This window comes from Arthrobacter sp. ok909, assembly GCF_900104405.1.
GTDB lineage: Bacteria > Actinomycetota > Actinomycetes > Actinomycetales > Micrococcaceae > Arthrobacter > Arthrobacter humicola.
This window is the reverse complement of record NZ_FNJS01000023.1, coordinates 32,466-56,572: the sequence shown is the minus strand read 5'-3', so window position 1 is coordinate 56,572 and position 24,107 is coordinate 32,466. Positions and strand designations below refer to the sequence as shown.

Sequence of the window (24,107 nt, the reverse complement as noted above, 5' to 3'; positions counted from 1 at the left end):
TGCCCGGGGGCTGCAGCGGGTGTTGGTGCTCAGGTTCGGGGAACCTGTTCGCCCTCAAGGGTGAGGTCCGGGTGCTCGACGGTGTTGAGGTAGCGGGTGGCGCCTTCGACGCTGAGCCCGAAGAGATCGCAGATGCGGCGGATATCGCCGCCGGTCGCGTGGATCTCGTGCAGGATACGGTCCTCGCGCAGCGCCTGGGGCCGCAGCGTCAATCCGGCCCAGGGGTACTGCCGACTGACGGGCAGGAGCCTGGGCGCCGTACGCCGGTTGATGAGCAGGTGCGGGTTGGCACTGCCTGGCCAGGTACGGTTGCGCTGGTCGAGCCAGGCTGCCAGGCGCGTTCGCACGGGCGCGGCCAGCGGAATGTCGCGGTTGCCCAGTACAAGATGTCCGTCGCTGATGTCGGTGAGCCGCAGCTCGCTGAGCTGTTTTTTGGTCAGCGCGTGGAAGGCGACCAAGGCAACCGCGAGGGCGACCACCGGGTTCGGGGAGTTCAACTCCTCGCGGATCACTGCGACGTCCAGAGCGAAAGGGATAGTGCTGCCCTTCGGGGACGCCTTCATCCCGCGGGTCGGATTCGCGAAGATGAGCCGGCGGCCTTTGAGGGTCGTGAAGAGCGACTTGAGCCCGTTCCCGGCGACGTGGCGGCGGACCCTCGTTTCGTCCAGCGCGGCTGTGATGTCGGCGCGGGTGACCTCGGCGAAAGACTGGAAGCCTGCCTCGGCCCAGGCGTGGATGATGGGTTCGATGCCCATGATGTGCGCCCTGATGGTCCCTGGGTCGCGCGGGATCTGCCGTGGCGCCTGGTGGGCGCCGCTGGTCAGGACCTGCAGCCACACCTCGAGCTGGTCCTTCATGACCGGCGGCAGGGTGCTGGTCTTGGCGGCGAAATAGCGTTCGATCCGGGTCGGCCGGTCCTCGATGAGCAGCCCGGCCGCGGCCAGAACGTCGATCGTGGAGATGACGTTGCCGGAGTATTGGCGCAGCTGGAGGACGTCGGTGGCGCGGATCTTCGCGGTCGGGCTGAGTCGGAAACCCTGCAGCAGCCGAAGCGAGCGGGTCACGTCGTTGCGTTGCCGCTTGCTCCAGCCGGCCCTCGCGGCGTGTTCACGGACGATGGCGGCGCAGTAGCGGGTCAGGTCTCTGTCTTCGAGGCGGGCACGCGCTGCGAGGGCCGCGGGATCGGGCGCCAGATCGAACAACGTCATCTGCCCGTCGGCCTCCGCCGCGGGCCCGTTGCCGGGCAGGGTGTTCTTGTCCCGCCGCTTCCATGGGGCGCGTTGGTCCGGGCTCAACGGTGGTGCTCCCCGACGTGCGAAGGTCATGTTGGCGAAGAAGAGCTGGTGCCCGGCCTGATTCGCGCCGGCCAGGTCCAGGCCGTGTCCGGGCTCCTGGAGCATGCGGGCCTGTTCCAGACACAGCCGGCAGGCCCGCCGCTCCCCGATACGGGCCGCGCGCCCGCAATAGTCGCAGATTCCTTCCGGGTTGTGGGAGCGCCACCAACGACACTGCCAGCACGTCCAGTTGTATCGGCGGTAGACGCCCCACGCCAGACAGCCCCTGCACGAGCCTGGGTACTGCGGACTGCCGGGATGGCAGTTGGCGCACAAGCCTTGGCTAAAGTAGTCCATGCTGGTGCCGCACTTGGAACACGGCGGTGCGGTGAAGGGCCCGCCGGGAAGGCAGTCATAGCAATAGGCCACCCGGGGGTGAACCCAGGCGACGCGGTTGATCTGGCAGCGGGGGCACATCGACGGTGGCCGCAGCGCCGCCGCCGGGCCCGGGGCAGGACTCACAACAGCCCTGCCTATAGGGGCGGCTCGGACCGCGGCCTGCCGAAGCGCGGCGTGACGGCCGGCGATACCCCGCCGCCACTGCCGTGGTCCTGGTTATTGCCGTTGACGGCCTCGGTCGCGCGTGGACGACGTGCAGCGACCTTGTCCGGCTCGGGACTCATCAGGTCCGTCGGCGTGCACGCCAGCACTGAGCAGAGCACGTCGAGCTCCTCGAGTCTCATCGTCGCCGGTGTCCCGGCCCACCACGAGGACATCTTCCCGGCACTGATCTCCAGCCCGGCATCGGCGAGCATCCGGCGCATCTGCGCCGACTTCCAGACCCCGCGTTCGGCGGCTCTGATCCGCAGATTCCACAACACGGCCTCATCCTTCCTTCTGTGTAGGTCCGAAGCGGGACTCGACCCGCTCATTGGCGTTCTTCCAGGCCAGCTCGACGTGCTCGCTGCGCACGTGGATGTAACCCGAGGTAGTCGCGAGCCACTGATGCCCCAGCAACTCCTGGAGGGCCTTGATGTCCATCCCGGCCCCGTACAGCGAGGAAGCACAGTAATGCCGCAGAACGTGGGGGGTCATCCGACCCGACCATGCCGGCAACCACTGCTCGACCTGCAACCCCAGGCTGCGCCGCAACGCGTTGCCACCGACCCGGCCGCATCGCCCCAGCTCGGAATCGAACCGCTCCGAGGGGAGCAAAGGTGCATCGGAATCAGCCCAGTCCTCGCCGTACTGGTGCCGGACCTCGCCCAGCCACCAGTCGATCAGCTCTGCCGCGCCATTGATCGCCGGGACCAGGCGCGGCTTCGGGCCACGGCCCTGTGCTCCCTTGCCGAACCGGACATGGAGCTTGCCGAACCCGCCCAGGTCCGGGCGCCAGTCACGGATGTCGAGCATCACCGTCTCGTTTATCCGCAACCCCAGCCGACGCCACAGCGACGCAGCGAAGTAGTCCCGCGCGGCGGGCAGATACTTGCGGGCCTGCGGGATCGAGTGCCGCCAACACGTAAAGAACGCGTCGATCTCGGCATCCGACGGCGGCACTCTGACATTGCCCAGCGACGCCCCGGACTGGCGGTTGAACTCATCGATGGGCTGCTCGACCAGCACCCCGGCCACCCGATGGATCCGGCCCTGATAACGGCTGATCATGAACTCGTAAAACAACGCCAGTGTCCCTGCCTTGCCGGCCCGGGTGCTCACACTGCGACCCAGCCTGCGCTGCTCGGCCAGGAACCGGTCGGCGTCCTGGCAGGTCGCCGCCCACAGCGGGCCCGTCACCGACCGGGCGAACTCAATAATCGTCGCCCGGGTATTGCGGATATGCGAGTCGCTCAAACCAGCCGCTGCCATCGCCAACGCGTACTGGTCAACGATCTCCTGCTCGAAATCCTCGGCCGCCTGCACACTCCAGAACGCCGGATCCATGGCGCCGCCACCGGGCAACGCCACCAGCACCATCAGCTACCAACTTCAGAAGGAGCGAGCATGCGTCGACATTACGCCCAAACCGTCACTCTCGTCGATGGTTCGTCGATTCGGGCCCCAAGGGGCTCCGAACCGACATCACCTGCTCAAACGCGAATCCCGGGCCCAGAACAGGCCAACGAACCTGAGCGAATAGAGATACCGGCAGAATCCCTACTGGAAGCCACCGCTCCGGTCCAAGAAGAGGGTGCAGCATGAGCGCTCCGAACCGTAAAGGCACAGGGCTCGGCGACGGGCTGGGGATCTGGCTGGCCATCGGCGCAGCTGTCGTCGTCGGGGGCGGTAGCTGGGTCTCGGCACATCTCGGATCCTGGATGGCCGGCCTTACCGCGCCCCCGGCCCACCCGATTGATCTGGTCGCCGGACTGGTCAAGGGCCGGGTGCCCTGGCCGGTCCAGTCCACCATCGTCGCCTGCGCGCTCCTCGGAATGTTGGTTGCCCTGACGGTGACCGTGCTGGTGGTCCGCTCCCGAACAGCGCACAAGCGCACCCGGGTGGATAAGGCCGCCGTCCACATGGGCCGCGGCAAAGACCTCGACCACCTGGGCACCAAAGGGGCCACGGCCACGGCCGTGCGTCTCGGCGTGGAGAACTCCACAGGGGTGCGGCTCGGCCGCAGCGTCGCCGGGAAGCGCCCGCTGTGGGCCTCCTGGGAAGACATGCTGATCCTCATCGCCGGTCCCCGCACGATGAAGACCACCTCCTACGCCGTCCCGGCAATCCTGGACGCACCCGGCGCCGTGATCGCGACATCGAACAAGCGTGACATCGTGGACGTGACACGCCCGATCCGGGCTGAGGCCGGCGCTGTGTGGGTCTTCGACCCGCAGGCCGTCGCCGAAGAAGAGCCCACCTGGTGGTGGAACCCGCTGTCCTACGTGACGAACGAAGCGACGGCCGGGAACCTGGCACAGCACTTCGCCAACGGCTCCCGCGAACCCGGGACCAAACCCGATGCCTACTTCGACCCGGCAGGGCAGAACCTGCTCAAAGCCTTCCTGCTCGCCGCCTCACTCGACTCCGCCCCGGTGACACAGGTCTACACCTGGCTGACCCGCCCGCACGACGAGGCCCCCGCAGAACTGCTCAGAACTGCCGGGTATGATCTGCTCTCGGACATGGTGATGGGCCACATCCGCGAACCGGAAAAGCAGCGGGCCGGCGTCTACGGCACCGCCCGGCAAATGGTTTCCTGCCTGACCGACCGCGAGGTCAGCCAATGGGTCACCCCGGCCCGGGACACGACCGTGGACACGGACCCGCGGCCGCAGTTCGTCCCCGAAGACTTCGTGCGCGGCAAAGGCACGCTCTACAGCCTCTCCCGCGAAGGCGTCGGCACCGCCGGGCCGCTGGTGACTGCCTTGACCGTGGCTGTGGTGGAAGCTGCTGAGAAGTACGCCACCTCCCAGCCCGGCGGCCGGCTCGCGACACCGCTGCTCGGGATCCTGGATGAGGCTGCGAACGTCTGCCGCTGGAAGGCCCTGCCTGACCAGTACAGCCACTACGGCTCCCGCGGGATCATCCTCATGACCATCCTGCAGTCCTGGTCCCAGGGCGTCGAAGTCTGGTCTCTGGAAGGCATGCGGAAGCTCTGGTCCGCGTCGAACGTGAAAATCTACGGCGGCGGCGTCTCCGAAGTCGGCTACCTCGACGAGCTCTCCCGCCTGATCGGCCAGTACAGCTACATCAATGTCTCCCGCAGCCACAGCAAACACGGATCCTCGTCCTCCCGGCAGGAGAACAAGGACGAGATCCTGTCCGTGGCCGACCTGACCGCGTTGCCGAGGTTCCGGGCCATCCTGCTCGCATCCGGTGCCCCGGCCACCATGATCGAAACCATCCCCTGGATGAACGGCCCCCACGCCCAAAAGGTCAAGGACTCTCTCGCCGCTGCGAAACAGCAGCAGCTGGAACCGGTGACCGTCCCAGCTCACAACCCCTGGACGGACGGGGACATCGCGTGAGTGAAGAGTTCAGGGACGCCTTCGGCGACGAAGAGGCCCAGCCCACAACAAGCGGTCATAGTCATGACGAGCCCGAACCGGAACTGGTCTACTCCAGCGCCGTTGAATTCTTCGCCGAGCTCCTAGCCCAGTCCTACGTCCGGGAAGTCAACGAGGGCGCCGCCTTCGTTTGGTGCCCCGAGTGGTACAAACACCCCGAAGCCCTCATCCGTATGGAGAGCATCTGGCGGGCCTGGGAACACCTCCGACTCGAACCCGCCCTCGGCGTCAGCACCTGGTGGCTGAACCACGCAGACCCACACATGCGCGTCCTCATGGACACAGAAGGTCCGTTCAAGAAATGCGCCTACGACGGGCATAAGCCGCCCACTCCGGAGAAGGCAACGCTGCCGCACGTCGGTCCGGAGGCAGGCATTTTCGACTGACAGGCGCCGGCTGTCCTGCGACCGGGACCACTCGTGCGTCTTCTAACCGGCGGGGTAGAAGACATAAGCGAGAGACTCTGCGAACGTCAGGTCAACGACCCGAAGCACCCTTGGATGCCTAGCATGAGGCCCAGTGAAGAGACAGCTGGCAGGACGGTGTCGTCGGCAGAGACCTGGCATTCAGCAGAAGGAATTGATTAAACAGAGTCTTGACGAATCTCGATTCAGCGACCAATCTAACGACATAGGAATTCCTCGAAGAGCCGCATCCCACACCTCTCAGAATTGAGAAATGGCATGAGCGACTACGAACCACGTCAGCTGAGCGATCTCAAGGAGGCTCTACGCGAGCATCCTCTCGTGAAGGATGTCCTTCACCCCTTGATGTGGCTTGAATCCCGGCTGGGGTATCCCGTCGAAGGCCTTGCTGATTTGCGGTCAGCGGTGGAGAACGCAGACTCCGCCCCGCCACCCCCGGCTGCGGAATTCGCCAGTGCGGCCACGGAAGACATCTTTCCCATCACGGATTCACACAGTCTGATGGCGGCTTTCGCCTATACGATGCACCTCCCCGTAGTAACCGCCTACCCGGTACTTTTCTCTGAAGCTGAACTCCTACCGGGCGCCGGTGGCGGCTTCGCCCACACGGAAATGCCGCCAACGTTCATCTCGCCTGAACAATTGCGGACGATGATCAAAGCTGGCGAAGAACAGCAGTAGTTTCCCCGAAAATCCAAGGAAACGTACGGAGGATGGAAATGGTAGTGGCATCCTACTGGAGAATTACCTACGACGGAAAAAACTTCCCAGGCGTTACCTTTACCAGTGTCGCCACGGGATTGACCCTCCATTCCGAACAGAAGCCCGGAGACCCGAGAAACCTCTTTTACGTCGAAGTCGGCTACTTCCAGGATGTACTGGTAGCAGCCCGCGGATACTCAAGTCAAATTGTCAATAGCGAGGGCCAAGAACACGACGCTGTCGGAGGAATCCCCGTCGAGGTAAGCCTTCATCATTTATGGCCGTATGAGATTTTTTACAACGAACTACCGCTACTCGGTTCCCCGCCGACAAGGCCGCTGGATGACGGTGACATCATCTACCGCACCCGGGACCTAGGCCAGGTCCCCCAGAATGTTGTCGCCATTCACATCCACAGCGATCTGCATTGGTTCAAACGGATAAACGTTCCGGACGGCGAGGGGAGCAGCTGGAATATCTGGACGGGAGCGGCGTGGCCCTGGGGCGCCCGGCGATTTGATGATGAGGTGGCGCTCTGGGCGCATCAAGCGAACAACGGACAGCATCTGACGTTCCTGAAAGCGAAGACCCTAGGTCTGATGTCCGAGACGTACACGATGAAAGTAGATCCGTCTTGGCTCGTTCCGGGCTGCCGCGTCACTTTCACTTGGGAGGCCGATTCAGCACCCGGCGTATGAGTCCGGTGGTCTCCGCCGAGCCATTTGGCCACTCAGCAATAGAGCGACTGACTGTCCCTTCGCTACAAAAGGATCTTGCGATGTCTTTTCTGGTCAATCCCGGCTTTGAGCGTCACAGCACAGGTGGAGTGGGTTGGTTCGCAAACAACCTGGCAAATTCGCTTGGCTACAATGACTCGTCGATCAGCCCGCTAGCGAGGACCGGCGATCGGGTCCTGGTCATGCGGGCGTCCGAGACGGGCGCATCGATCGCTCAAGACTTCATTGCACACCAAGCGAACGTTAACCCGACCGTTCGGAGCCTTTCTGCGTTCGGCTGGTTTCGGTCCGAGACGGATGAAACCGTGGCGGGGGCTCTGGCTATATGGGATCTGAATGTATCTGACAGAGCCGTTACGGCACCCTTTGAGGTAGGTCCCACCTGGACGCTGGTCACGTGCACGCTGGATACTCTGAGCCCTCCGTCGAAGATCGAGATCTGGAGAGCACGCGTGGAGGTCTACCTGAACACGATTGACAAGGACCTCCTAGTCGACAGCCTGAACGCGTTCTGACAGGAAGAGAATAGGAGCGACGAAATGCCACTGCCACCCGACCATGTCCATCGCCTAAAGCAGGATCTTGCACGCCACCGGGACCAACTAACACGGACGGTTCAGCAGCAGATGAGGCTCAATACCGAGATTGCTGTACACAATTTTGTGCTCAATACGGCGGAAAACATGCATGTTCGCGCTCTTCTGGATGCTCTGGCGGACGATCCGGGGCTTTTTGCTCGCCTGAACCGCGACACGGCCCAGGTGCTCAGTGAGTATAAGGTCTCAGTTCCGGACTGGGTCACGGTCCGCGTCCCCTCTGGTTACCGTGCGGTGAGAGCTGAGTTCTCGGTCAATGGCTCGAGGTTCTATGTCGAGTGGGACACCGAGCGTGGTTTCGATGCCGGCGAAGACGAGATCAGGTGATCTGCGATGGGTACCGCATTTGAACCCGAATCCCGCCAATATTTCATTTATCAGTCCGTCGGCTTCCTCAAGGCCACGGCACTCTATGAGCCAGTAGTTTTCCTTGATAGGGACGGGGTGCTCAAAAAGGGAAAGAACACCGCGATTTTTCTTACGAGGTATTGGGGGCGCAATGAATGGTCCGTCCAGTGCGACGGTGACATGACCATAGATGTCGTTTGGTTTCGTCCCGACACGGGGGTTCGATTTCAGCAGGAGACCCAGACGGGTAAGCATCAGGGACCCGGCATTGATGTGACCTTTCCCATTAACACCGTCCCTCGAAAATCCCCTACAATTAGTATCAATATCCCGGCGAATAATTCAAATTTTCCGGACGGCGATAAAGTACCCATCGATTTCGACGCCACAGCGTTTAATTGGGACGGGAGTCCAATACCAGGAAGCTCGTTTACCTGGTCGCGGAGGTCACCGGACAGCATTCAAGTTCCGGGTACTCCGAAGCCTCCGCTCTATGTGATTGGAGCCGGAAACCCAATCACCGCTACGTTTCCCCAACAAGACTATTATATCCAGCGTAATGAACCGACGCCTTACATCGTGAGCGTCATGACAGATGGCAGCTCAACTGGAGTTAAAGCCTCTTTTTCAATCAATATCTCAGTAGGGAAGATCGTAATTGGCTGAACGGAGATTACTAAATTTCGCTGAGATACTAGCTTCTCGCCTTGAGATTGGTCGCCCCATGGCGCCCTCCCGTGAAGCTGGTGGCCTCAGTCAAGCTCTGGGGCACTGGACGTCAGGAGGCGCGGGCTTGAAGCGGTGACCGTCAGCGGTGCTGAAGGGTCTTCACCTTTTTGGAAATCTTTAACGCTCCAAGCCGCCTCGTTGCAGTATTCTCCTATTGTCGCCCGGCTTTGCCATCTTGGATGTCTTGGCCAGCAAGGACTTTTGTGCCACGGCGGCCGTGGCTGGCGTGCCCTGGTGCTTGTCCGCCAGGAGACGGGAGTTTACGGACTCTCGGTCGCCCTTATCTTCCAGGCTTTCGGCCAGCTGCTGGCGTCGTTCGGCGGCGTCCCATGCCGGTTCGCTTCTATCTACCCGGTCCTGTCGGTTGGCGCCGGCAATGGCAGCACCTGCCACGATTTCATCGGTGCGCGCGGCCGATGCTTTGGCCCATTCACTTTCGGCCTCAAGGCGAGCCTGCAGTGCCCGGGCAACGGCCGCGGAAACGGACGCCTCGTCCGCACCGGTGTTGTTCACGTCGATGCCGTAACGGCTCTGGACCTGTTCGCTGATTTTCTCGGCAGCACGGGCGGCTTCGGGGTCGTAGGCCCTCCATGCCGTGGCTGTCTCGTGTACCCGTTCGATCATTTCGGGGGTGGCTTTGTCCCACCAGTCCTCGCGGCCGACGGGAGCCAGCTGGGCCCGGGCGGCAGCCCGCTGGGCGTCGAAGCGTTCCTGCAGCTCCCGGGCCCGTTGTTCCTCTGCTGCGGCGATGGTGCGCTGTTCCTGTTCGCGCATTCTGGCAAGCTGCTCGCCGATGCGGCTGGCAACCATCAGCCCGGTGCGCATCGCCCCGTCCACTGCATCTTCCATTCCGTCTGCTTCGCTCATGCTCTTCCCCTATCGCTCGATGCCTGGATTGTTCTGCCGGTGGGTCTCTTCGGTCCGTGACTGCGCTCCCTGCAGCTGCGCTGCGTCCGGTCGGGTCAGAACGGGAGGCAGCGGTGACCCGCCCCGCGAACGTTCAGCCAGGAGCCGCGACTGAAGGTTTTCCTCGGACGCTTCCGGGTGCTGTTGGCGCAGCGTCTCCATCGTCATTGGCTGTGCCTTGAGTGTCTGTGCGGTGGCGCTGGCCTCGACAATCTTGCTGGCCGCCCGGACGGCTGTGGCAAGTCCCCTGACCCGGCGCAGATCGTCGGTGGCCTTGTGCATGTCGTGGATGGCCCGTGCTGTCTGGGCGAGCTGCCGGAACATGAGGGCGTAGGCTGCGGGTTCGCTCTTGGACGTCGCGGCCAGGAGGATCATGGTGGCGCCGCGTGCGGACGGCAGGGACACTGCCGGGCGTGCCGGGTAGCGGCGCAGCTGTGCGGATTTGGCGAGTTCTCTGGCGGCGTCTGCCAGCGGTCCCGGAGTCGGTTCGATCCGCTTGGACCATGCACCGAACGCCGCCGATGTCTCGCGGGCTGCCTGCGCCCAGGCGGCGTGATCATCGTGGCCGGTGGTGGCCAGTTTCTCCCGGAGGGAACTGACGTCGTTGGCGTACTTGCCCCACAGCTCAGCCGATGGCTGCAGCGTCTCTCGGCCGGGGCTTACGGGCCGGCGGTTGCGCGCCGCAGCGTTCCATTCCGCGACAGCGCTCTCCGCTGACTCCGGGGTGCTCTCCCACTCTGCCCGAAGCTTGGGCAACGCCAGGTCACGTCCCAGAGAGTTGCCGCCGAACCAGACGGCGCGCTCACCCTTGTGGGGGCGTTCGGCCACGGAGTAGCCGTTCACGACGTCTGTTCGGCCGGCCGCGTAGCGGGGGCGCACGAGTATGCCCTCCTGGCGTGCCCGGCGGACAAACTCTGCCTCATCTGTCGATGCTCCGGCGCAGACGCGCACTTTGCGGGCGAGGCTGTGGCGCTCGACTTCCGGCAGTCCCTGGCGGACGGCTTTGGATTGTTCAGTCGGGGTGAATCCGCGCTCGGCACGCAGGGTTCCGACAGCGTTCAGCCCATACTTCTTCTCCAGGCTCCTGGCAGCCTGCTGGGACTTGTACTTGCTCTTCCAGCCGTTCCATTTGGTGCCGTCGTCCCGGATCATGGACGCCACGATGTGGATGTGGTCGTTGCCGTTCTTGCTCAGTCCGTGACGGACGGCGACCCACCGGGCGGGGGCCTTTCCGCCGTCCTCGGTGAAGTCCATTTCCTTCATGAAGTCGTCCGCGATGGCGCCCCATCTCTCGTCGCTGAGCTGGCCTTCCTCCGCGGCCAAACTCAGCGAGCAGTGGAAGACGTGTCCGCCGTCTACTTCGGTTTCGAAAAACTGCTTGGCCCGGTCGAGTGCGTTGGCAATATCCAGGGCCGCATCGCGGTTCAGCTCGTTGTCATCGTGCCAGGCCATGAGCGCCGAATCGCCCGCCACGAGGTGCGGTTCTTCGTGCTCGTTTGCCCGCCCCGGTCCTGCGAGGTAGATCATCAGACCCGCCATGCGGTCGCCCTGGGTAATGTTCGGAATCACGGTGAAACTACCGCCCGGCCATGACGGCGAGCTGACGGTCAATCCGGATGATGACAGCCCGTGCATGGGCGATGGAAGCGGCAGCTTCTGCCGGCACTTCGCCCGTCGCATTCGCGTGGCGTGCGATCTGGTTGATGTTGTTGGCAACGGTTCCGACAAGACGCTGCAACGCAGAGAGCTGCATGAACTGGTCCCGCCGCTCCGACGGGATCTCTGTCCCCTCGCTGAGCGCCGCTTCGATCAAAAGCCGCGGGATGGTCACGCGATGCTTCTCCGCTAGGGCAAGGAGCTGGGCTTCCTCTTCCGGGCTGACCTTGACCTCGTGCCGGTGCATCCGACCGCCGTCAACATTCGCCCGCCGCCGACGGGTCTTCCAACCGGCGAAGCCGTTGCTTGCATTCACTCGTCCCGCCTTCCGTTCCTTGCCAGCGCAGCGACCCGGAAACCCGGGGACCACACTGACAAGTGTGCCGCATCCGCGACGACAAGTCGAAGATCGGGCCAACTTAGCCGTGCTAAGTTACCAGCTTGCTCCGGTGTTTTTTCGGATCGCTGTCTGCACGGCGGTTCATCCGGGTACTCGGGGAGGTGGTGGTTAGGGTGGAGGCATGGCGAACCTCGACATTGAAAAGACACGCAACCAGGCCCGCGCACTGCTCGACTCGCGCATCGAATCCGTCACGCAGTTGGTCAAGGCCCGGCAGCGGGTCGCAGACCTCAAGGAACAACTCGCGGATGCTGAACGCGACGACAAGCGCTCATACGTCCGGGCCACCAAGGACGGGTGGAGCACCGAGGAGCTGAAGAAGCTTGGACTCGAACCCCGGGCCGTCTCACGCCGGCGGAAAACCTCCGCGTCACAGACCGCAGGTCAGGTGCCCACTCCCCCGCACAGTGACATCCTGGACACCGCGACCACACAGTCCTAAGGAGCGGCGCGGTCCTTCCCCATGGTCCAAGACGGTACGCCCGGCGCACCCCAGATCAGGGCCGGCTTTCTTCAGCCAAAGACCACAAAGAACACCCGCAAGCCGGTGCACCGCACCCACTGATTGGCCGTCACCTTTAGGGGCGGCCGATCCGCGTTGTCTTGCCACAACGTGTTCCCGGCTGCCCCGAAGGGAGGCCGGGCGAAGTCAGCTAGGAAGTAGTGGAGTAAGTAATTGACCCATGGGTTCATCTCTGCCCAACTACACCGTTGCCGGTCTACCCGCAGCGAGGTAGTTCGGCACATACCCGGCAGCAAATTGTCCGCCGGTAGGCACTTAGAATCTCCACCAGCGTCGTTTGGTCGGCTCCGGCGGGGCTACGGCATCCGCATCCGCTGGGCTCGCGAAACGCGGGCAACGGTGTAGCTGGGGAGTTGAGACAAGGTTGACAAGACGGCAACAAGAATCGCCGTAATTTTCACTCACAAAACCGCCCCCAGAGACTTACCTTTGATCCATGAATCCCGGGACTTCCGGGCGGATGTGGCCCTTAAGGTACTTGAGCCCGCTGGCAGGCGGGCTCAAGTACCTGGGGCCAGGGAAAATGAACCGTTCATCTGGCCGCCGGTGTCTTACACACACAAGGCTAGTCCTTATGAGAGTCCAAGCAACTCTGCCACTCCCCTGAGTTGTTCTCGGGCAAACGGTTCCTTACCTTCAAGGAAAGGACCGACCGTCATGGCACATGAACCAGGACGTGGGCAGCCGTCGGGCTGGCTCATGTTCGCCGTCGAACTCATGCACCTGCTGCTGATGATCTGGGTCGTTATTCACGGCTCATACGTCTGACCGCAGCCGCACATAGAGGAAAGCCTCGTTCAGCCCCCCAACTGGACGAGGCTTTCTCACGAGGACCGTCGTCAGCAATCGACCTCCTCATGGACCCGTCCCCCCGCATCGTGTGGCGGCCTAAGTTCCCCAGCGCCCCAGGCCCGCAGCCGGTCCTCCCTGCGCCGTCCGCACCCATGAGACGAAAAAGCCCCTGTACCTCCCTGGTGATCGACGTCGACGAAGAGGAAGCCCTCCTGCGGGCAGTGGACCGCACCAATGGCGTACCCATGCCGTCCTCCGTCGCGCAATCCCCGTCAGGCAAGGCGCACGTTGCCAGGGAACCCCAGGTGTGTCAGTCCTCGATGGTTGTTTCCTCGGGGATCTGCCCGGCCGCGATCCGGTGCGCGGTCTTCTCGTAGGCGGCGTCGATGTAGGCCAGCAGGTCATCTTCCCGGACGCGCCAGACGTTCCGGCCGCCGAACTGCGCGGCCCGCAGTTCCCCGCTGCGCACCAGCGCATACACCAAAGGCGTGTTGACGTTCAGGACCTCCTTCACCTGGTCCAGGGTCAGCATCCTGGGCAGCGCAGGACCAGCAGCCGGCGTCGGCGGCGCGGCGTCGGGTTCCTCAGTCCGCCTTGTCATCATCAGGTTCCCTCGTTCCGGTGCTGCAGTTCATCCTTGGTCCGTTGTCCGCGACGCAGTCCGCCGGCCGGGACAGGGGCCCAGGCCCGGCCGGCGTTGTGGCGGCGCTGCAGCCGCTTCACCTCCCGCATCGTGGCCCGCACGATGAAGTCCGACATGGACGCGTCCCCCTCCAGATGGCCGGCGGCCAGGAATGCCGCACGGACCTGCCCGGCTTCATCCTCTGTGAAATACGGCGTGAAAGCCGCGATCTTCTTCATCCCGTTGATCTTCCCTCCCGCAGTGCCCGGCTGATGAATACTTGCTTCCGGCGTGGCTCGTGAGAGCCCGGTCCAGCAGGACCAGCCGGACACCCCAGAACACCAGCAGGAAAACACCTGCCGCGACCAGCAGGACGTCCGGGCAGCTGAAACCCCTGTTCGCAAGCCGGGATGCTGCCGGGCCGGCGACGGCCGTGCCAACGAAGATGCCCAGCCCTCCTGCCAGCCTGGTTCCGTACTGTTTCAATCGGCGTCTTTGCCATCCGTCCCCTGCATTCGTCTCCCGGTCGTTTCGGCCATGGTCGCACGCTCAGAGTGCCGGCTCGGTATCGGGAGCCGGAACGTTGATGCGGCCGGTCGGGTTGGCCGCGAGGCCGAACCACGCATCATCGTCCCCGTACTCCCTGGGGGACAGGGCGAACCTGTCCGGTGGGTGCTCCTCGTCCTGCTCCGGGCCGGGACCGGTGCGCGTGACCTGCGCGGTCCTGCGGCGCAGGGACGGGCCGATGTCCTCGACCTCGAGTTCGGCCACGGTGCAGTCCTCCCCCGCCTGGGTCGTAAAGGAACGGGACTTGAGGGTTCCGGTGGCGATCACGCGCATGCCCTTGGTCAGGGACGCGGCCGCGTGTTCGGCGGTGGCCCGCCATGCCGTGGCGGCCACGAATACGGTGTCCCCGTCGGATCCTTGGCCGGCACGAGCGTCGAAGGCCCTTGGGCTGGAGGCGATAGTGAAGCGGGCGACGGCAGTCCCGGATCCGGTGAACCGCAGCTCAGGGTCGGCGGTGAGATTACCGATAACGGTGACGCCGGCTTCGCCGCTCACGAGAGGACGCCTTCGCGGGCGGCGGCTTCGATCTCGATGACCCGGGCGATCTTCGCCGGGTTCAGCCCTGACCAGTGGTCTTCGGTGTTCTCCTTGTCGTAGACCACGACGGGAATCTGGGAGTAGCCGAGCTCCTCGGTGATGTACTCGAACGCGGCCTGGTTGGTGGTCACGTCGACCTCGGTGAAGGCGATGCCTGCGTCGGTGAACTTCTGCTTGGTCTTGGCGCAGCCGAAGCATCCGGCCGGCTTGGTGTAGATGGTGAGGGTCATTTCAGCACCTGGTTTCGTATCTCGACTAGTTTCGTTCGTCTGGACCTGCTACGTCCATTCTAGCAATCATTCAACTGAATGAATAGCCAAAATCCCTTGAAATCTAGGCATTTGTCGACTCAATTGTGTCAACGATCGAGGTGACCGTGGCGTCTGTCAGTTTCAGAAGTCGTCTGCATGGAATGCTGGAAGTCCCCTGCACTCCGGTCCGGTAATGGGGACCGGCAGTCGAACGTCTGGTGGCCAGGTCCCACTTCGCAAGTCTATGCCTGGACCCGTGGACGATCTACGTCACGTACTATTTGGAATAGTGTTAGACTACGTGACGTAGTGTTCCACTAAACAGGAGAGAACCATGATCATCACCCCCACCACCGACTCGGCCGCCGAGTTCCAGTACGTACCGGTCCCCAACGAGCACGTCCGTGCTGTGCTTGTGTTCCTCGGAGAACGGCTTTCGACTACGGCCGTCACAGCCGCCACCCCTATCGAGCCGACTGCTGAGGATGCGGTCGTCACCGATCAGGAAGCGATCGACGGCTGGAGCGACGAGAACCTGATCAAGTTCTTCGCGATGGGCACCAAGACCAGCGTCATCGTCGAACGAATGCTCCGCCACCTCTCCGGCCACCCCGGCCGGGACGAAGCTCTGAGTACCCGTGAGTTGGCGAAGGCGCTGGACCTGGACTACTCCGTCATGAAGAACATCCCGACTCAGGTTGCGCGCACGCTGGGCAAGCACTTCCCGGGCTTGACCTGGCCGTGGTGCGCGCAGTCCGGGCCCAAGTTCACGCCGCCGCGTGCCAACGAGGTGTTCTTCTGGGTCACAGGTGAGCGCGCGGCTCAGTTGAAGCACCTGCGTGGCTGACGCACGGCCTCCTCATGGGAGGATTCTCGGTCGTGGCTGAGTTGTGGCTCTTCTACAGGTTCGATGGACTCTGGAAAGAGCACCCTCGCGCTACAGACCAACCATGACCCCGCCGAGGTCACGCTTTTATCCTCGCCATCGCGGGCGCCGTAAGGACTACGGCCATGTCAGTTCTGAGCTGCTGTGAACCCGACTCTCCAAACCTCATTCGGGCTAGAAACCGCGGTCTCGAACGGGGCGCTGGGGGAACGCAAGCTTGCGGCCGGGCAGAACCTCGGTGGCCCGTCGGGCCGGGGACGGACGGGAAGTGATCGCTGTGGAGTTTCCGGGGCCGGACGACCAACGAATCAACGTCTACGTCCTTGCGAAAATTATGCGGGAGGAGCAGCTACATTCTTCGAATGGAGTACTCCCGTAGCGATGAGATGCAAGGCGACGATGATGGGCTCGTTTGGCATTACACCAACGGCTCCGCGCTGCAGAGCATCCTCCTCAAAAACGAACTTTGGGCCAGCAACACAGCGTTCATGAATGACATCCACGAAAGGCGTCTCGCGGACAAGTATCTAATCCAGGCCAGAGAGAAGATCGGTGATGACTTTCCTGCCGAACTGGACCTCTATCTCGACCACATAGGGGACTTGCACGACAGAATGCGCTACCGCTCGGACACGGCAGATGGAACCAGGTATCTGTTAAGCGCTTCAAGGTGCGGGGACTCTCTCACCATGTGGAGAGGTTATGCCGGCACCGAAGAAGTTTCGTATGCGATAGGGCTTGACCGCAACGAACCATTGAAGATATTGCGCCCCCAACCCGGAGAACACGGGTATTACTGGTCAACGGGCAAGGCAGATGTTTCGGCCTGGCTCGACGTCATTTACGAGCAAAGGGCCTCAGAGCTCGGCGCCGAGCAGGCCATCGAAACCATATTGAAGGCCTATATGGCCCTTTCGCGGGACGGAGGCCCCCAAAACCTAAAGAAAGTTATTGCCGCTATAGAGGAAACGACAGAATCTCTCCGCAACCAAACAAAGCACCCGGGGTTCGTACACGAAGAAGAGGCGCGAATCATCGTCAACGCGAGCGGGGACCTCACCCGCTACCGATCTGGACGTCTAGGCATGATCCCGTACGTTGCGCTAACCGGAGGATGCGACGGGGATGCCAATCTGACCGTCGTAGACAAGCCCAACCTTCTACCTATCCGCAAAATCCGCATTTCTCCCGGGCCGGACAGGTTTTATGCACTTCGCAGTCTGCAGGCGCTCTTGGGAGCTCACGGATACGGGGGAACTTACAACGAAGAGTTTCAACGCATCGAGGATGAGATAGAGATCGAAACGTCTCACATTCCTTTCAGGTAGATGCTGTTCTCACCGCTTGTAGGCGGGGCGAGCCTCCAGTAACTCTCCCGGGAGAACCGGCGCCGCGAGAACAACCTCCTCCACCGGTACGCCGGCAGCATCGGAGGAGCGGCGACCTCGCTCACCTATGAGAGGCAAATACCCTCCACTTCGTGTTTTGACCAACCTTCTTTTCGTAAACCAGTTTTGACCAACAAAGAACGGCCTTTCTCACCTGGTTGGGAGGCTTGCCGGGATTCAGGTCACAAACGGTCGATATCTTTAGCCCTTCAGCTGCTGTCTGTCATGTAGCCCACGAGGGTTTGGGGCTCTGGTTGCTTCGTTGTGGATGGGTTAGCGTCTTGTCCGTCCACGAGGCAGCTGACGGGAGCGGCGATGCGGGTATCGAAGGTGTTGGATCCGGCAAGCAATGAGGTGTCTTTCACGCTGATCGGCGTGACCGGCGTGGTGGAACCGGCGGAGCGGTATCTGCGGTATGTGGCCGAGACCGAGCGGTCACCTAACACGATCAAGGCCCATGCCCACGATTTAAAGGACTGGTTCGTTTTCCTGCGTGAATACGGGCTCGACTGGCAGTCGGTGAAGCTGGAAGACGTTGGTGCCTTCATCCGGTGGTTACGGCGTCCGCCGGACATGCGTGGCCAGGTCCTTTCGGTTCTTCCAACGATCGGGCACCATTGCAGCGAGGCGACGGTGAACCGGAAACTTTCCACCGTGTCGATCTTCTATCAGCATGCCGCCCGCCATGGCCTTGACTTGGGCGAGCTGATCACGTGCTGGGACCCGGGCGCCCGCCAGGGAGGGTGGAAACCCTTCCTGCACCACATCAGCAAGGGCGCGGCGAAACAGCGGCGGGCGGTGAAGCTTTCCGTGACGGCAAGGATTCCCCGTCTGCTGGCTCCCAACGAGGTCCAAAGCATTCTGGATTCGTGCGGACGCCTCCGGGACCGGCTGCTCTTCGCGCTGCTCCACGACGCCGGTATCCGGATCGGGGAAGCCCTGGGGCTCCGGCATGAGGACATCGCCGTGGCCGAACGGGAAATCACGATCCGCCGGCGCGACAACACCAACGGTGCGCGCGCAAAATCGCCCCATTCGCGCACGGTCCCGGTCACCGCCGAACTGATCCGGCTGTATGCCGACTACCTCGACGTCGAATACGGTGACCTGGATTCCGACTACGTCTTCGTCAACCTGTGGGGCCGGCCCTACGGGCAGGCCATGACGTATGCCGCCGTCCATGACCTGGTGCGGCGGCTCCGGCGGCAGACTGGCATCGGGTTTGATCCGCACTGGTTCCGGCACACCTATGCCACCCGGATGCTTCGGGAGAACGTCCCGGTCGAGGTGGTCTCCAAACTGTTGGGCCATGCGAGCCTCACGACGACCGTCAACACCTACGCCCATATCTCCAGCGATGATGCCCGCCGCGCACTGGCCGGTGCCGGCTGGTTCGCCACCAGGACGGTGACGATATGACCACCCTGCATCCCGTGCCCTCAGGAAACGACCCGGCAGCAGACCCTTGGGCGGACAGCAGCGTCGACCCGCCGCCCGTCTGGACGGGGCCCATGGGGAAGGCCTCCCTGGGAGCCACGCCGTGGGAGGCCGAGTTCCCCAAGGATGTCTGGCATGCCAGGGCCCTCGGTATCGCCGCCCGCAGCCAGGTCACGGTCCACTTCGAAAACATCACCCGGCCCTGGTTGAAGCAGCTGGCCAAGCGATGGGCCCGCTGGCGGCTGACGACCGGATTGACGGTTGAATCCGCGGTGCTGGGAACCAAGGCGGTGGAGAGCTTCAACGCCTTTCTGGATTCAACGAGGATCCCGGTCACCGGCACCGCCGACATTGACCGGGAGCTAATCGAAGGGTTCCTGGCATTCCTTCACACCCACAGCGCCGGGGCTCCATCGCACCGGATCCGGATCGGTCAGTTCAACACCTTCCTGCTCACCATGCGCCGTCACGGATGGGTGACCGATCTGCCCAGTACGGCCCAGATCTACACCGAGGACTATCCCAAAGAGACGGTCCGGCAACCCCGGGCACTGAGTGAACACGTCATGGCCCAGCTGGAAGACCCTAGAAACCTCGCCAAAATGGGCACCCCGCATCACCGGCTGATCACCTTGATTCTGATCCGGTGCGGGCTGCGGATCAGCGACACCGTGGCCCTGACCCAGGACTGCATTACCCGGGACAAGGACGGCGCCCCGTATCTGCGGTATCTGAACCACAAGATGAAACGCGAGGCGCTCGTTCCCATCGATGAGGAACTCGAACAGGCCATCGCGGAGCACATCAGCTACGTCAACGGCACGAGCAACTCGGCGACCCATCTGCTTTTCGCCCATGACCGGGTGGACGTCTACGGCGCCGGACACATCAGCGCAAGCTCATACAGCACCGCCCTTCGGCGGTGGGTCAGGGACTGCGATGTCACCGACGAAAACGGCAGCGCTGCCGTTGTCAGCCCGCACCGGTTCCGTCACACGCTGGGCACCAGGCTGATTAACCTCGACGTCCCGCAGGAGGTCGTGCGCCGGATCCTGGACCACGACTCCCACCAGATGACCGCCCACTACGCCAGACTCAGCGACACAACCATCCGGCGGCACTGGGAGGCTGCACGCAAAGTCAACGCATCCGGCAGCGTCGTCGAACTTGATCCCGACGGGCCCCTGGCCGAGGCCGCCTGGTCCAAACAGCGCCTCGGCAGGGCGACCCAGGCACTGCCCAACGGCTACTGCGGACTCCCGGTGCAGAAAACCTGCCCGCACGCCAACGCTTGCCTGACCTGTCCCATGTTCATCACCACGGCCGACTTCCTCCCGCAACACCGCGAACACCGGATCCAGGTCGTGCAGATCATCTCCGCCGCCGAAGCCCGCGGCCAACAGCGGCTCGCCGAAATGAACACCCGGGTGCTCGGCAATCTGGACCGCATTATTGAAACACTCGACGACGAAACGCATGCAGGCCCAAACCACGTCCAGGAGGACGATAACCTTGCGGGCAGATAACAGCCGCTACATCCGGCAGGCCGCGGAGCGCCGGCACGAACTCACCCGCTCCAAAGCCGTGGCGGCGCTGCGTGAACTACAGAACCAAGGCGGCGCCGTCACCTTCGAAGCGGTAGCCGCGGCCGCCGGAGTATCGAGGTCCTGGCTCTACACCCAGGCCGACCTGCGCGCGGACATCGTTGGACTGCGCGACGACCGCCCACAAGAACCCAGAGCAAGCCGAAGCAGCGCCAGCACGGAGTCCCTGCGCGCCCGGCTCAACGCATCCCTGGAACGAAACCGCGAGCTGTCCACGGAAATCGAGCACCTCAGACACCAGCTGGCCCTCGCATTGGGACACGCACGGCGACGAAACGAAGGCGGCTCCTAATGGAATCCTGAGCGGCGTTGGGCCTATTTATTTTGGCGTCTTCTGGCTTGGATGAACCCTATGACTCCAACTAGGGCAAGCAGAATCCCTAGGATCTTTGAGACGCCGTCTGCGGCAAAAATAGCGAGGGCGACACCGCACAGCGCCAACAAGGCCCAAATAACCACTGCAGCTTTCATCTTTCTCCAACCCATTGGGTCCACATGATACCGACGTGTTCGGAGCCTGCAACCGTCGGCTCAAGTCGTCGCGGATGCATCTCAAGTGCATCACGATGCTCGGCCTTCCTATAGGGACGCAGAACGCCGCCGAGGTACGTCTTGGACACTATCCAGAACGGATGCGCCCCGCCATTACGGCTTCCACCGAGCCGGACTAAAGATATCGACCGTTTGTGACTCGCGAAGAGACACTTCTCAGAGCATCGGAAACGGTTGGCGACGCCCGAGACGGGAGGCAGCCCATGGCCTAGCGGATACGCGGCTTGCCGCGACGTATGGATCGTGAGAAACGGCATCTAGGAACATAGAATTCCTGAATGTCCTCCAACTTAGAAACATCTCAACTCCGCAACGCCCTGACAGACTTCGCGGAGTGGAGAAAAAACTTCTTAAGTGGAGATGAAAAGGGAGAGTCGCAGACCTTTCTGGACAGGCTGTTCCGCGCGTTCGGACACGCCGGCATCAGGGAAGCCGGGGCAACTCTCGAGTTTCGGCTGAAGAAAAATTCCGGAGTACCGGGGTCGAAGGGCACCGCTTTCGCCGACCTGATGTGGAAACCCCGGGTACTAATCGAGATGAAACGATCCGGAACTGACCTCAGCAAGCACTACAGACAAGCCTTCGACTACTGGGTACAGGCAGTGCCTGAGCGCCCTCAGTTTGTGGTTCTGTGCAACTTTGACGAGTTCTGGATCTACGACTTCGATTCTCAGCTGGACGAACCCGTCGATCGTGTGAAGATCGAAGATCTGTCGTCACAGTGGGAAGCCCTGTCGTTCCTTCTCCCTTCGCCGACCCGACCTGTATTCAGCAATGACCTCGTTGAGGTGACGCGTGAAGCTGCAGCCCTGGTCGCCGGAGTTTTCAGCGAAATCTACGAACGAACTGAAAACCGTGGGCAAGCACAGCGATTCGTATTGCAATCCGTGATGTCGATGTTCGCCGAGGACATCGGCCTGCTGCCATCGCATCTCTTCACGCTTGCACTTGACGACTGCCTTACTGCCGAAAACCCTTCCGAGCAGGCCTACGAACTGTTATTCGGACTCTTTCGAGAAATGAACACCCCTGGTATAACATCCGGGGGCAGATACAAGGGAACCCCGTATTTCAACGGCGGACTATTCTCCGATATCCAACCCTTCGAGATCTCAGTCCAGGAGCTGACGGGGCTACGAGAGGCTGCTCGCACTAACTGGTCCTTCGTCCGGCCGGAAATCTTCGGAACGCTCTTTGAACAATCAATGAACTCGGGCGCACGTCATGCACAAGGAGCGCACTTCACGAGCCAGGCTGACATTGCCCGGATCGTAGTACCGACGATCGTGAATCCGTGGCGAGAAAGGATCCATGCCGCCGGAACCCGCGGCGGCGGCGGTGTCGCGGCACTGAAGGCCTTGCTCGTCGAGCTTTCCAACTTTCAGGTTCTGGACCCGGCATGCGGCTCGGGAAACTTCCTATATGTTGCCTATAGAGAAATGAGGCGTCTGGAGCGAGAAATCCAGGATGCGATCTCGACATTGGCACCCGCTACAACCCCGGTTGGTCAGCAGGGACTGGCCTATGTAACGGCCGATCAGTTCCACGGAATGGACATCAACGAGTTCGCTGTTGAAATCGCCAAGATCACCATGATGCTCGGTAAGAAGCTGGCATCAGACGAGCTCGGCGATGTTGAAGGGGTGCTCCCTTTGGAAAACCTCGACAGCAGCATCATCGCCGCTGACGCACTATTTCATACGTGGCCCCAGGCCGATGCGATCATCGGAAACCCGCCCTTTCTTGGGCGCCGCAAAATGGTCGCCGATCTTGGTTCCGAGTACACCGCCCGTTTAGCGGCGGCTTTTCCTGGCGTGAAAGGTGTTTCCGACTTCGTTTGTTATTGGTTCCCGCTAGCCCATGATCATTTGCCAGTGGGCGGACGTGCCGGACTGGTCGCGACTAATACGGTCCGTGAAAATGATTCCCGTATCGCGTCCCTTGACTATCTCGTCGACAACGGCGGCGTGATTTTTGACGCTGTTTCTTCTCAACCTTGGTCAGGAGACGCCGTAGTCCACGTGTCCATCGTCAATTGGATCAAGACAGGTCCGGAGGTGGTGGTGCCCGCGCCGAAATATCTGTGGATCAATAATGCCCAGCTAAGACTGGAACTGGAGCACATTCCTTCCTCCTTGTCAGCCAACATTGATGTCCGGAAGGCCGCTGATCTCGAAGCGAATATGACTCCGTCTGTCGTTTTCCAAGGACAAACGCCGGGCATCACAAAGGGCTACGTTCTCGCAGCTCAGGACGGTGCGCGGCTCCGGGCAGCCGACACAGGAAGCAGTACGGTCGTCCACCCGTACCTCATCGGCCAGAAGATGCTCCACGACTTCTCGGTTACCCAATGGATCATCGATGTACCGGACTCCGACGTCCTAGCGGCCGATGCGGCATACCCTGCTGCAATGACCCACCTGCGGACCAACGTTCTGCCCGAACGCTCGAAGAAGGCCGCGGAGGAGCGAGACAAGAATGAGGCCATCCTGGAGCGAAACCCTGAGGCAAAAATCAATGACCAACACGTAAAGTTCCTCGCGAGATGGTGGCAACAGTGGCGGCGTCGTGGCGAGCTGATCGAAAAAATTTCCAAACTCGACCGCTATATCGCCACCTCTCGCACCACCACGGTCAACAGGCTGGCTGTCTTCGAGTTCGTGGACGCTCGTGTTCGTCCAGGAGATGCCCTTACCGTCTTTGCACTAGATGACGACTACTCATTCGGCATCCTCTCCAGCAGTGTCCACGGAGTATGGATCAAGGCACGTTGTTCTAACTACAAGAGCGATCCGAGATACACCTCGACCACTGTTTGGGATAGCTACCCTTGGCCCCAAGCCCCGACCCGACACCAGGTTCATGCCGTCGTAAAGGCTGCTGAAAGCCTTCTCCTCGTTCGCTCCGAGTACCTGGCCAAGGGTAGATCGCTGGCAGCCCAGTACGACTCCCTAAAGGAACCGGGTAACAGCCGGCTTCGCTCGTGCCAGGCAGCTCTCGACGCCGCCGTCCTAGACGCCTACGGCTTTACGACGAGCGAGGATCTCCTCACCCAGATCTACGCCCTGAATCAGGACATGGCCAAGGATCCTGCGACAGCGGTCGCACCTGGACCTGGCGTCTGGGAGGGCACTCGCGTCACCTCGTACAAGCGGTACTTGTAATTTC

The 24,107-nt window shown here is 62.1% G+C and carries 24 protein-coding genes; 14 read left to right on the top strand and 10 right to left on the bottom strand.

The window, feature by feature from the left end; all coding sequences use genetic code 11:
* Positions 1-29: 29 nt before the first annotated feature.
* From BLR03_RS16885 to BLR03_RS16875, 3 genes are all read right to left on the bottom strand, one after another.
* A complete protein-coding gene (locus tag BLR03_RS16885; RefSeq protein WP_254788561.1) occupies positions 30-1,400 on the bottom strand; it encodes a site-specific integrase in 1,371 nt (456 codons plus the stop codon).
* A 407-nt stretch (positions 1,401-1,807) separates the two neighbouring features.
* Positions 1,808-2,155, bottom strand: a complete 348-nt coding sequence (locus tag BLR03_RS16880) for a helix-turn-helix domain-containing protein (protein WP_091254920.1) — start codon at positions 2,153-2,155, stop codon at positions 1,808-1,810.
* Positions 2,156-2,159: 4 nt separating this feature from the next.
* The gene (locus BLR03_RS16875) at positions 2,160-3,251 is read right to left on the bottom strand and encodes a tyrosine-type recombinase/integrase (RefSeq protein WP_175460597.1); all 1,092 of its coding nucleotides are present in this window, start codon (positions 3,249-3,251) and stop codon (positions 2,160-2,162) included.
* A gap of 221 nt (positions 3,252-3,472) precedes the next feature.
* On the opposite strand from BLR03_RS16875, the gene BLR03_RS16865 reads away from it, so the two are divergent.
* The 7 genes from BLR03_RS16865 to BLR03_RS24085 all read left to right on the top strand — a co-directional run bounded on the left by BLR03_RS16865 (position 3,473) and on the right by BLR03_RS24085 (position 8,755).
* Positions 3,473-5,242, top strand: coding sequence for a type IV secretory system conjugative DNA transfer family protein (locus BLR03_RS16865; RefSeq protein ID WP_091254914.1), 1,770 nt, complete (start codon positions 3,473-3,475; stop codon positions 5,240-5,242).
* Positions 5,239-5,667 carry a DUF4913 domain-containing protein gene (locus BLR03_RS16860; RefSeq protein ID WP_091254911.1) on the top strand — a complete coding sequence of 143 codons (429 nt, stop codon included), beginning with the start codon at positions 5,239-5,241 and terminating at the stop codon, positions 5,665-5,667. Before BLR03_RS16865 ends, BLR03_RS16860 begins: the two co-directional genes overlap by 4 nt.
* Before the next feature lie 297 nt (positions 5,668-5,964).
* Positions 5,965-6,387, top strand: coding sequence for a hypothetical protein (locus tag BLR03_RS16855; protein ID WP_091254909.1), 423 nt, complete (start codon positions 5,965-5,967; stop codon positions 6,385-6,387).
* Between the two features lie 32 nt (positions 6,388-6,419).
* Positions 6,420-7,106: a hypothetical protein gene (locus BLR03_RS16850; protein WP_091254907.1), complete on the top strand. Its 687-nt coding sequence runs from the start codon at positions 6,420-6,422 to the stop codon at positions 7,104-7,106.
* An 80-nt stretch (positions 7,107-7,186) separates the two neighbouring features.
* Positions 7,187-7,660 carry a hypothetical protein gene (locus BLR03_RS16845; RefSeq protein ID WP_091254905.1) on the top strand — a complete coding sequence of 158 codons (474 nt, stop codon included), beginning with the start codon at positions 7,187-7,189 and terminating at the stop codon, positions 7,658-7,660.
* 24 nt (positions 7,661-7,684) lie between these two features.
* Entirely contained in the window at positions 7,685-8,068 is a 384-nt protein-coding gene (locus BLR03_RS16840) for a hypothetical protein (RefSeq protein WP_091254902.1), read from the top strand.
* A gap of 6 nt (positions 8,069-8,074) precedes the next feature.
* Positions 8,075-8,755 (top strand): hypothetical protein, encoded by a 681-nt coding sequence (locus tag BLR03_RS24085; protein WP_139184585.1) that lies wholly within the window; start codon positions 8,075-8,077, stop codon positions 8,753-8,755.
* 180 nt (positions 8,756-8,935) lie between these two features.
* Here the strand turns inward: BLR03_RS24085 and BLR03_RS16835 are convergent, their stop codons facing one another.
* From BLR03_RS16835 to mobC, 3 genes are read right to left on the bottom strand one after another with little or no spacing between them, the layout of a single operon-like run.
* Entirely contained in the window at positions 8,936-9,685 is a 750-nt protein-coding gene (locus BLR03_RS16835; RefSeq protein WP_139184584.1) for a hypothetical protein, read from the bottom strand.
* A 9-nt stretch (positions 9,686-9,694) separates the two neighbouring features.
* Complete coding sequence (locus BLR03_RS16830; RefSeq protein ID WP_139184583.1) at positions 9,695-11,293, bottom strand: relaxase/mobilization nuclease domain-containing protein; 1,599 nt, start codon at positions 11,291-11,293, stop codon at positions 9,695-9,697.
* Between the two features lie 7 nt (positions 11,294-11,300).
* Positions 11,301-11,696, bottom strand: a complete 396-nt coding sequence (gene mobC, locus BLR03_RS16825; RefSeq protein WP_254788560.1) for a plasmid mobilization protein — start codon at positions 11,694-11,696, stop codon at positions 11,301-11,303.
* Between the two features lie 205 nt (positions 11,697-11,901).
* On the opposite strand from mobC, the gene BLR03_RS16820 reads away from it, so the two are divergent.
* Positions 11,902-12,222 carry a hypothetical protein gene (locus BLR03_RS16820; protein ID WP_091254896.1) on the top strand — a complete coding sequence of 107 codons (321 nt, stop codon included), beginning with the start codon at positions 11,902-11,904 and terminating at the stop codon, positions 12,220-12,222.
* A 1,183-nt stretch (positions 12,223-13,405) separates the two neighbouring features.
* On the opposite strand, the gene BLR03_RS16815 is transcribed toward BLR03_RS16820, so the two are convergent.
* The 4 genes from BLR03_RS16815 to BLR03_RS16800 all read right to left on the bottom strand — a co-directional run bounded on the left by BLR03_RS16815 (position 13,406) and on the right by BLR03_RS16800 (position 15,051).
* Positions 13,406-13,696, bottom strand: a complete 291-nt coding sequence (locus BLR03_RS16815; RefSeq protein WP_091254972.1) for a helix-turn-helix domain-containing protein — start codon at positions 13,694-13,696, stop codon at positions 13,406-13,408.
* A 2-nt stretch (positions 13,697-13,698) separates the two neighbouring features.
* On the bottom strand, positions 13,699-13,956 hold the full coding sequence (locus tag BLR03_RS16810) for a ParB family protein (RefSeq protein WP_091254894.1): 258 nt from the start codon (positions 13,954-13,956) through the stop codon (positions 13,699-13,701).
* A gap of 310 nt (positions 13,957-14,266) precedes the next feature.
* Positions 14,267-14,779: a single-stranded DNA-binding protein gene (gene ssb, locus BLR03_RS16805; protein ID WP_091254892.1), complete on the bottom strand. Its 513-nt coding sequence runs from the start codon at positions 14,777-14,779 to the stop codon at positions 14,267-14,269.
* Positions 14,776-15,051, bottom strand: a complete 276-nt coding sequence (locus BLR03_RS16800; RefSeq protein ID WP_091254889.1) for a glutaredoxin family protein — start codon at positions 15,049-15,051, stop codon at positions 14,776-14,778. The genes ssb and BLR03_RS16800 overlap by 4 nt, the downstream gene beginning before the upstream one ends.
* A 355-nt stretch (positions 15,052-15,406) precedes the next feature.
* Here BLR03_RS16800 and BLR03_RS16795 point away from each other — a divergent pair, with 355 nt between their 5' ends.
* From BLR03_RS16795 to BLR03_RS16770, 6 genes are all read left to right on the top strand, one after another.
* Positions 15,407-15,919: a hypothetical protein gene (locus BLR03_RS16795; protein ID WP_091254887.1), complete on the top strand. Its 513-nt coding sequence runs from the start codon at positions 15,407-15,409 to the stop codon at positions 15,917-15,919.
* Between the two features lie 401 nt (positions 15,920-16,320).
* Positions 16,321-17,286 (top strand): DUF2971 domain-containing protein, encoded by a 966-nt coding sequence (locus BLR03_RS16790; protein WP_091254885.1) that lies wholly within the window; start codon positions 16,321-16,323, stop codon positions 17,284-17,286.
* A 375-nt stretch (positions 17,287-17,661) separates the two neighbouring features.
* Positions 17,662-18,765 carry a tyrosine-type recombinase/integrase gene (locus BLR03_RS16785; protein ID WP_091254882.1) on the top strand — a complete coding sequence of 368 codons (1,104 nt, stop codon included), beginning with the start codon at positions 17,662-17,664 and terminating at the stop codon, positions 18,763-18,765.
* Positions 18,762-20,309: a tyrosine-type recombinase/integrase gene (locus BLR03_RS16780; RefSeq protein ID WP_254788559.1), complete on the top strand. Its 1,548-nt coding sequence runs from the start codon at positions 18,762-18,764 to the stop codon at positions 20,307-20,309. The genes BLR03_RS16785 and BLR03_RS16780 overlap by 4 nt, the downstream gene beginning before the upstream one ends.
* On the top strand, positions 20,296-20,679 hold the full coding sequence (locus BLR03_RS16775) for a DUF6262 family protein (RefSeq protein ID WP_091254880.1): 384 nt from the start codon (positions 20,296-20,298) through the stop codon (positions 20,677-20,679). Before BLR03_RS16780 ends, BLR03_RS16775 begins: the two co-directional genes overlap by 14 nt.
* A gap of 538 nt (positions 20,680-21,217) precedes the next feature.
* Entirely contained in the window at positions 21,218-24,103 is a 2,886-nt protein-coding gene (locus tag BLR03_RS16770; RefSeq protein WP_091254877.1) for a DNA methyltransferase, read from the top strand.
* The last annotated feature ends 4 nt before the right edge of the window (positions 24,104-24,107 follow it).

Coding starts and splice junctions, on each gene's coding strand:
- BLR03_RS16815 (WP_091254972.1), bottom strand. CDS start 13,696: ATGACAAGGCGGACTGAGGAACCCGACGCCGCGCCGCCGACGCCGGCT.
- BLR03_RS16835 (WP_139184584.1), bottom strand. CDS start 9,685: ATGAGCGAAGCAGACGGAATGGAAGATGCAGTGGACGGGGCGATGCGC.
- BLR03_RS16850 (WP_091254907.1), top strand. CDS start 6,420: ATGGAAATGGTAGTGGCATCCTACTGGAGAATTACCTACGACGGAAAA.
- BLR03_RS16770 (WP_091254877.1), top strand. CDS start 21,218: ATGTCCTCCAACTTAGAAACATCTCAACTCCGCAACGCCCTGACAGAC.
- BLR03_RS16800 (WP_091254889.1), bottom strand. CDS start 15,051: ATGACCCTCACCATCTACACCAAGCCGGCCGGATGCTTCGGCTGCGCC.
- BLR03_RS16865 (WP_091254914.1), top strand. CDS start 3,473: ATGAGCGCTCCGAACCGTAAAGGCACAGGGCTCGGCGACGGGCTGGGG.
- BLR03_RS16785 (WP_091254882.1), top strand. CDS start 17,662: ATGCGGGTATCGAAGGTGTTGGATCCGGCAAGCAATGAGGTGTCTTTC.
- BLR03_RS16840 (WP_091254902.1), top strand. CDS start 7,685: ATGCCACTGCCACCCGACCATGTCCATCGCCTAAAGCAGGATCTTGCA.
- BLR03_RS16855 (WP_091254909.1), top strand. CDS start 5,965: ATGAGCGACTACGAACCACGTCAGCTGAGCGATCTCAAGGAGGCTCTA.
- BLR03_RS16845 (WP_091254905.1), top strand. CDS start 7,187: ATGTCTTTTCTGGTCAATCCCGGCTTTGAGCGTCACAGCACAGGTGGA.
- BLR03_RS16790 (WP_091254885.1), top strand. CDS start 16,321: ATGGAGTACTCCCGTAGCGATGAGATGCAAGGCGACGATGATGGGCTC.
- BLR03_RS16885 (WP_254788561.1), bottom strand. CDS start 1,400: ATGCTCCAGGAGCCCGGACACGGCCTGGACCTGGCCGGCGCGAATCAG.
- BLR03_RS16810 (WP_091254894.1), bottom strand. CDS start 13,956: ATGAAGAAGATCGCGGCTTTCACGCCGTATTTCACAGAGGATGAAGCC.
- BLR03_RS16820 (WP_091254896.1), top strand. CDS start 11,902: ATGGCGAACCTCGACATTGAAAAGACACGCAACCAGGCCCGCGCACTG.
- BLR03_RS16875 (WP_175460597.1), bottom strand. CDS start 3,251: ATGGTGCTGGTGGCGTTGCCCGGTGGCGGCGCCATGGATCCGGCGTTC.
- BLR03_RS16780 (WP_254788559.1), top strand. CDS start 18,762: ATGACCACCCTGCATCCCGTGCCCTCAGGAAACGACCCGGCAGCAGAC.
- BLR03_RS24085 (WP_139184585.1), top strand. CDS start 8,075: ATGGGTACCGCATTTGAACCCGAATCCCGCCAATATTTCATTTATCAG.
- BLR03_RS16795 (WP_091254887.1), top strand. CDS start 15,407: ATGATCATCACCCCCACCACCGACTCGGCCGCCGAGTTCCAGTACGTA.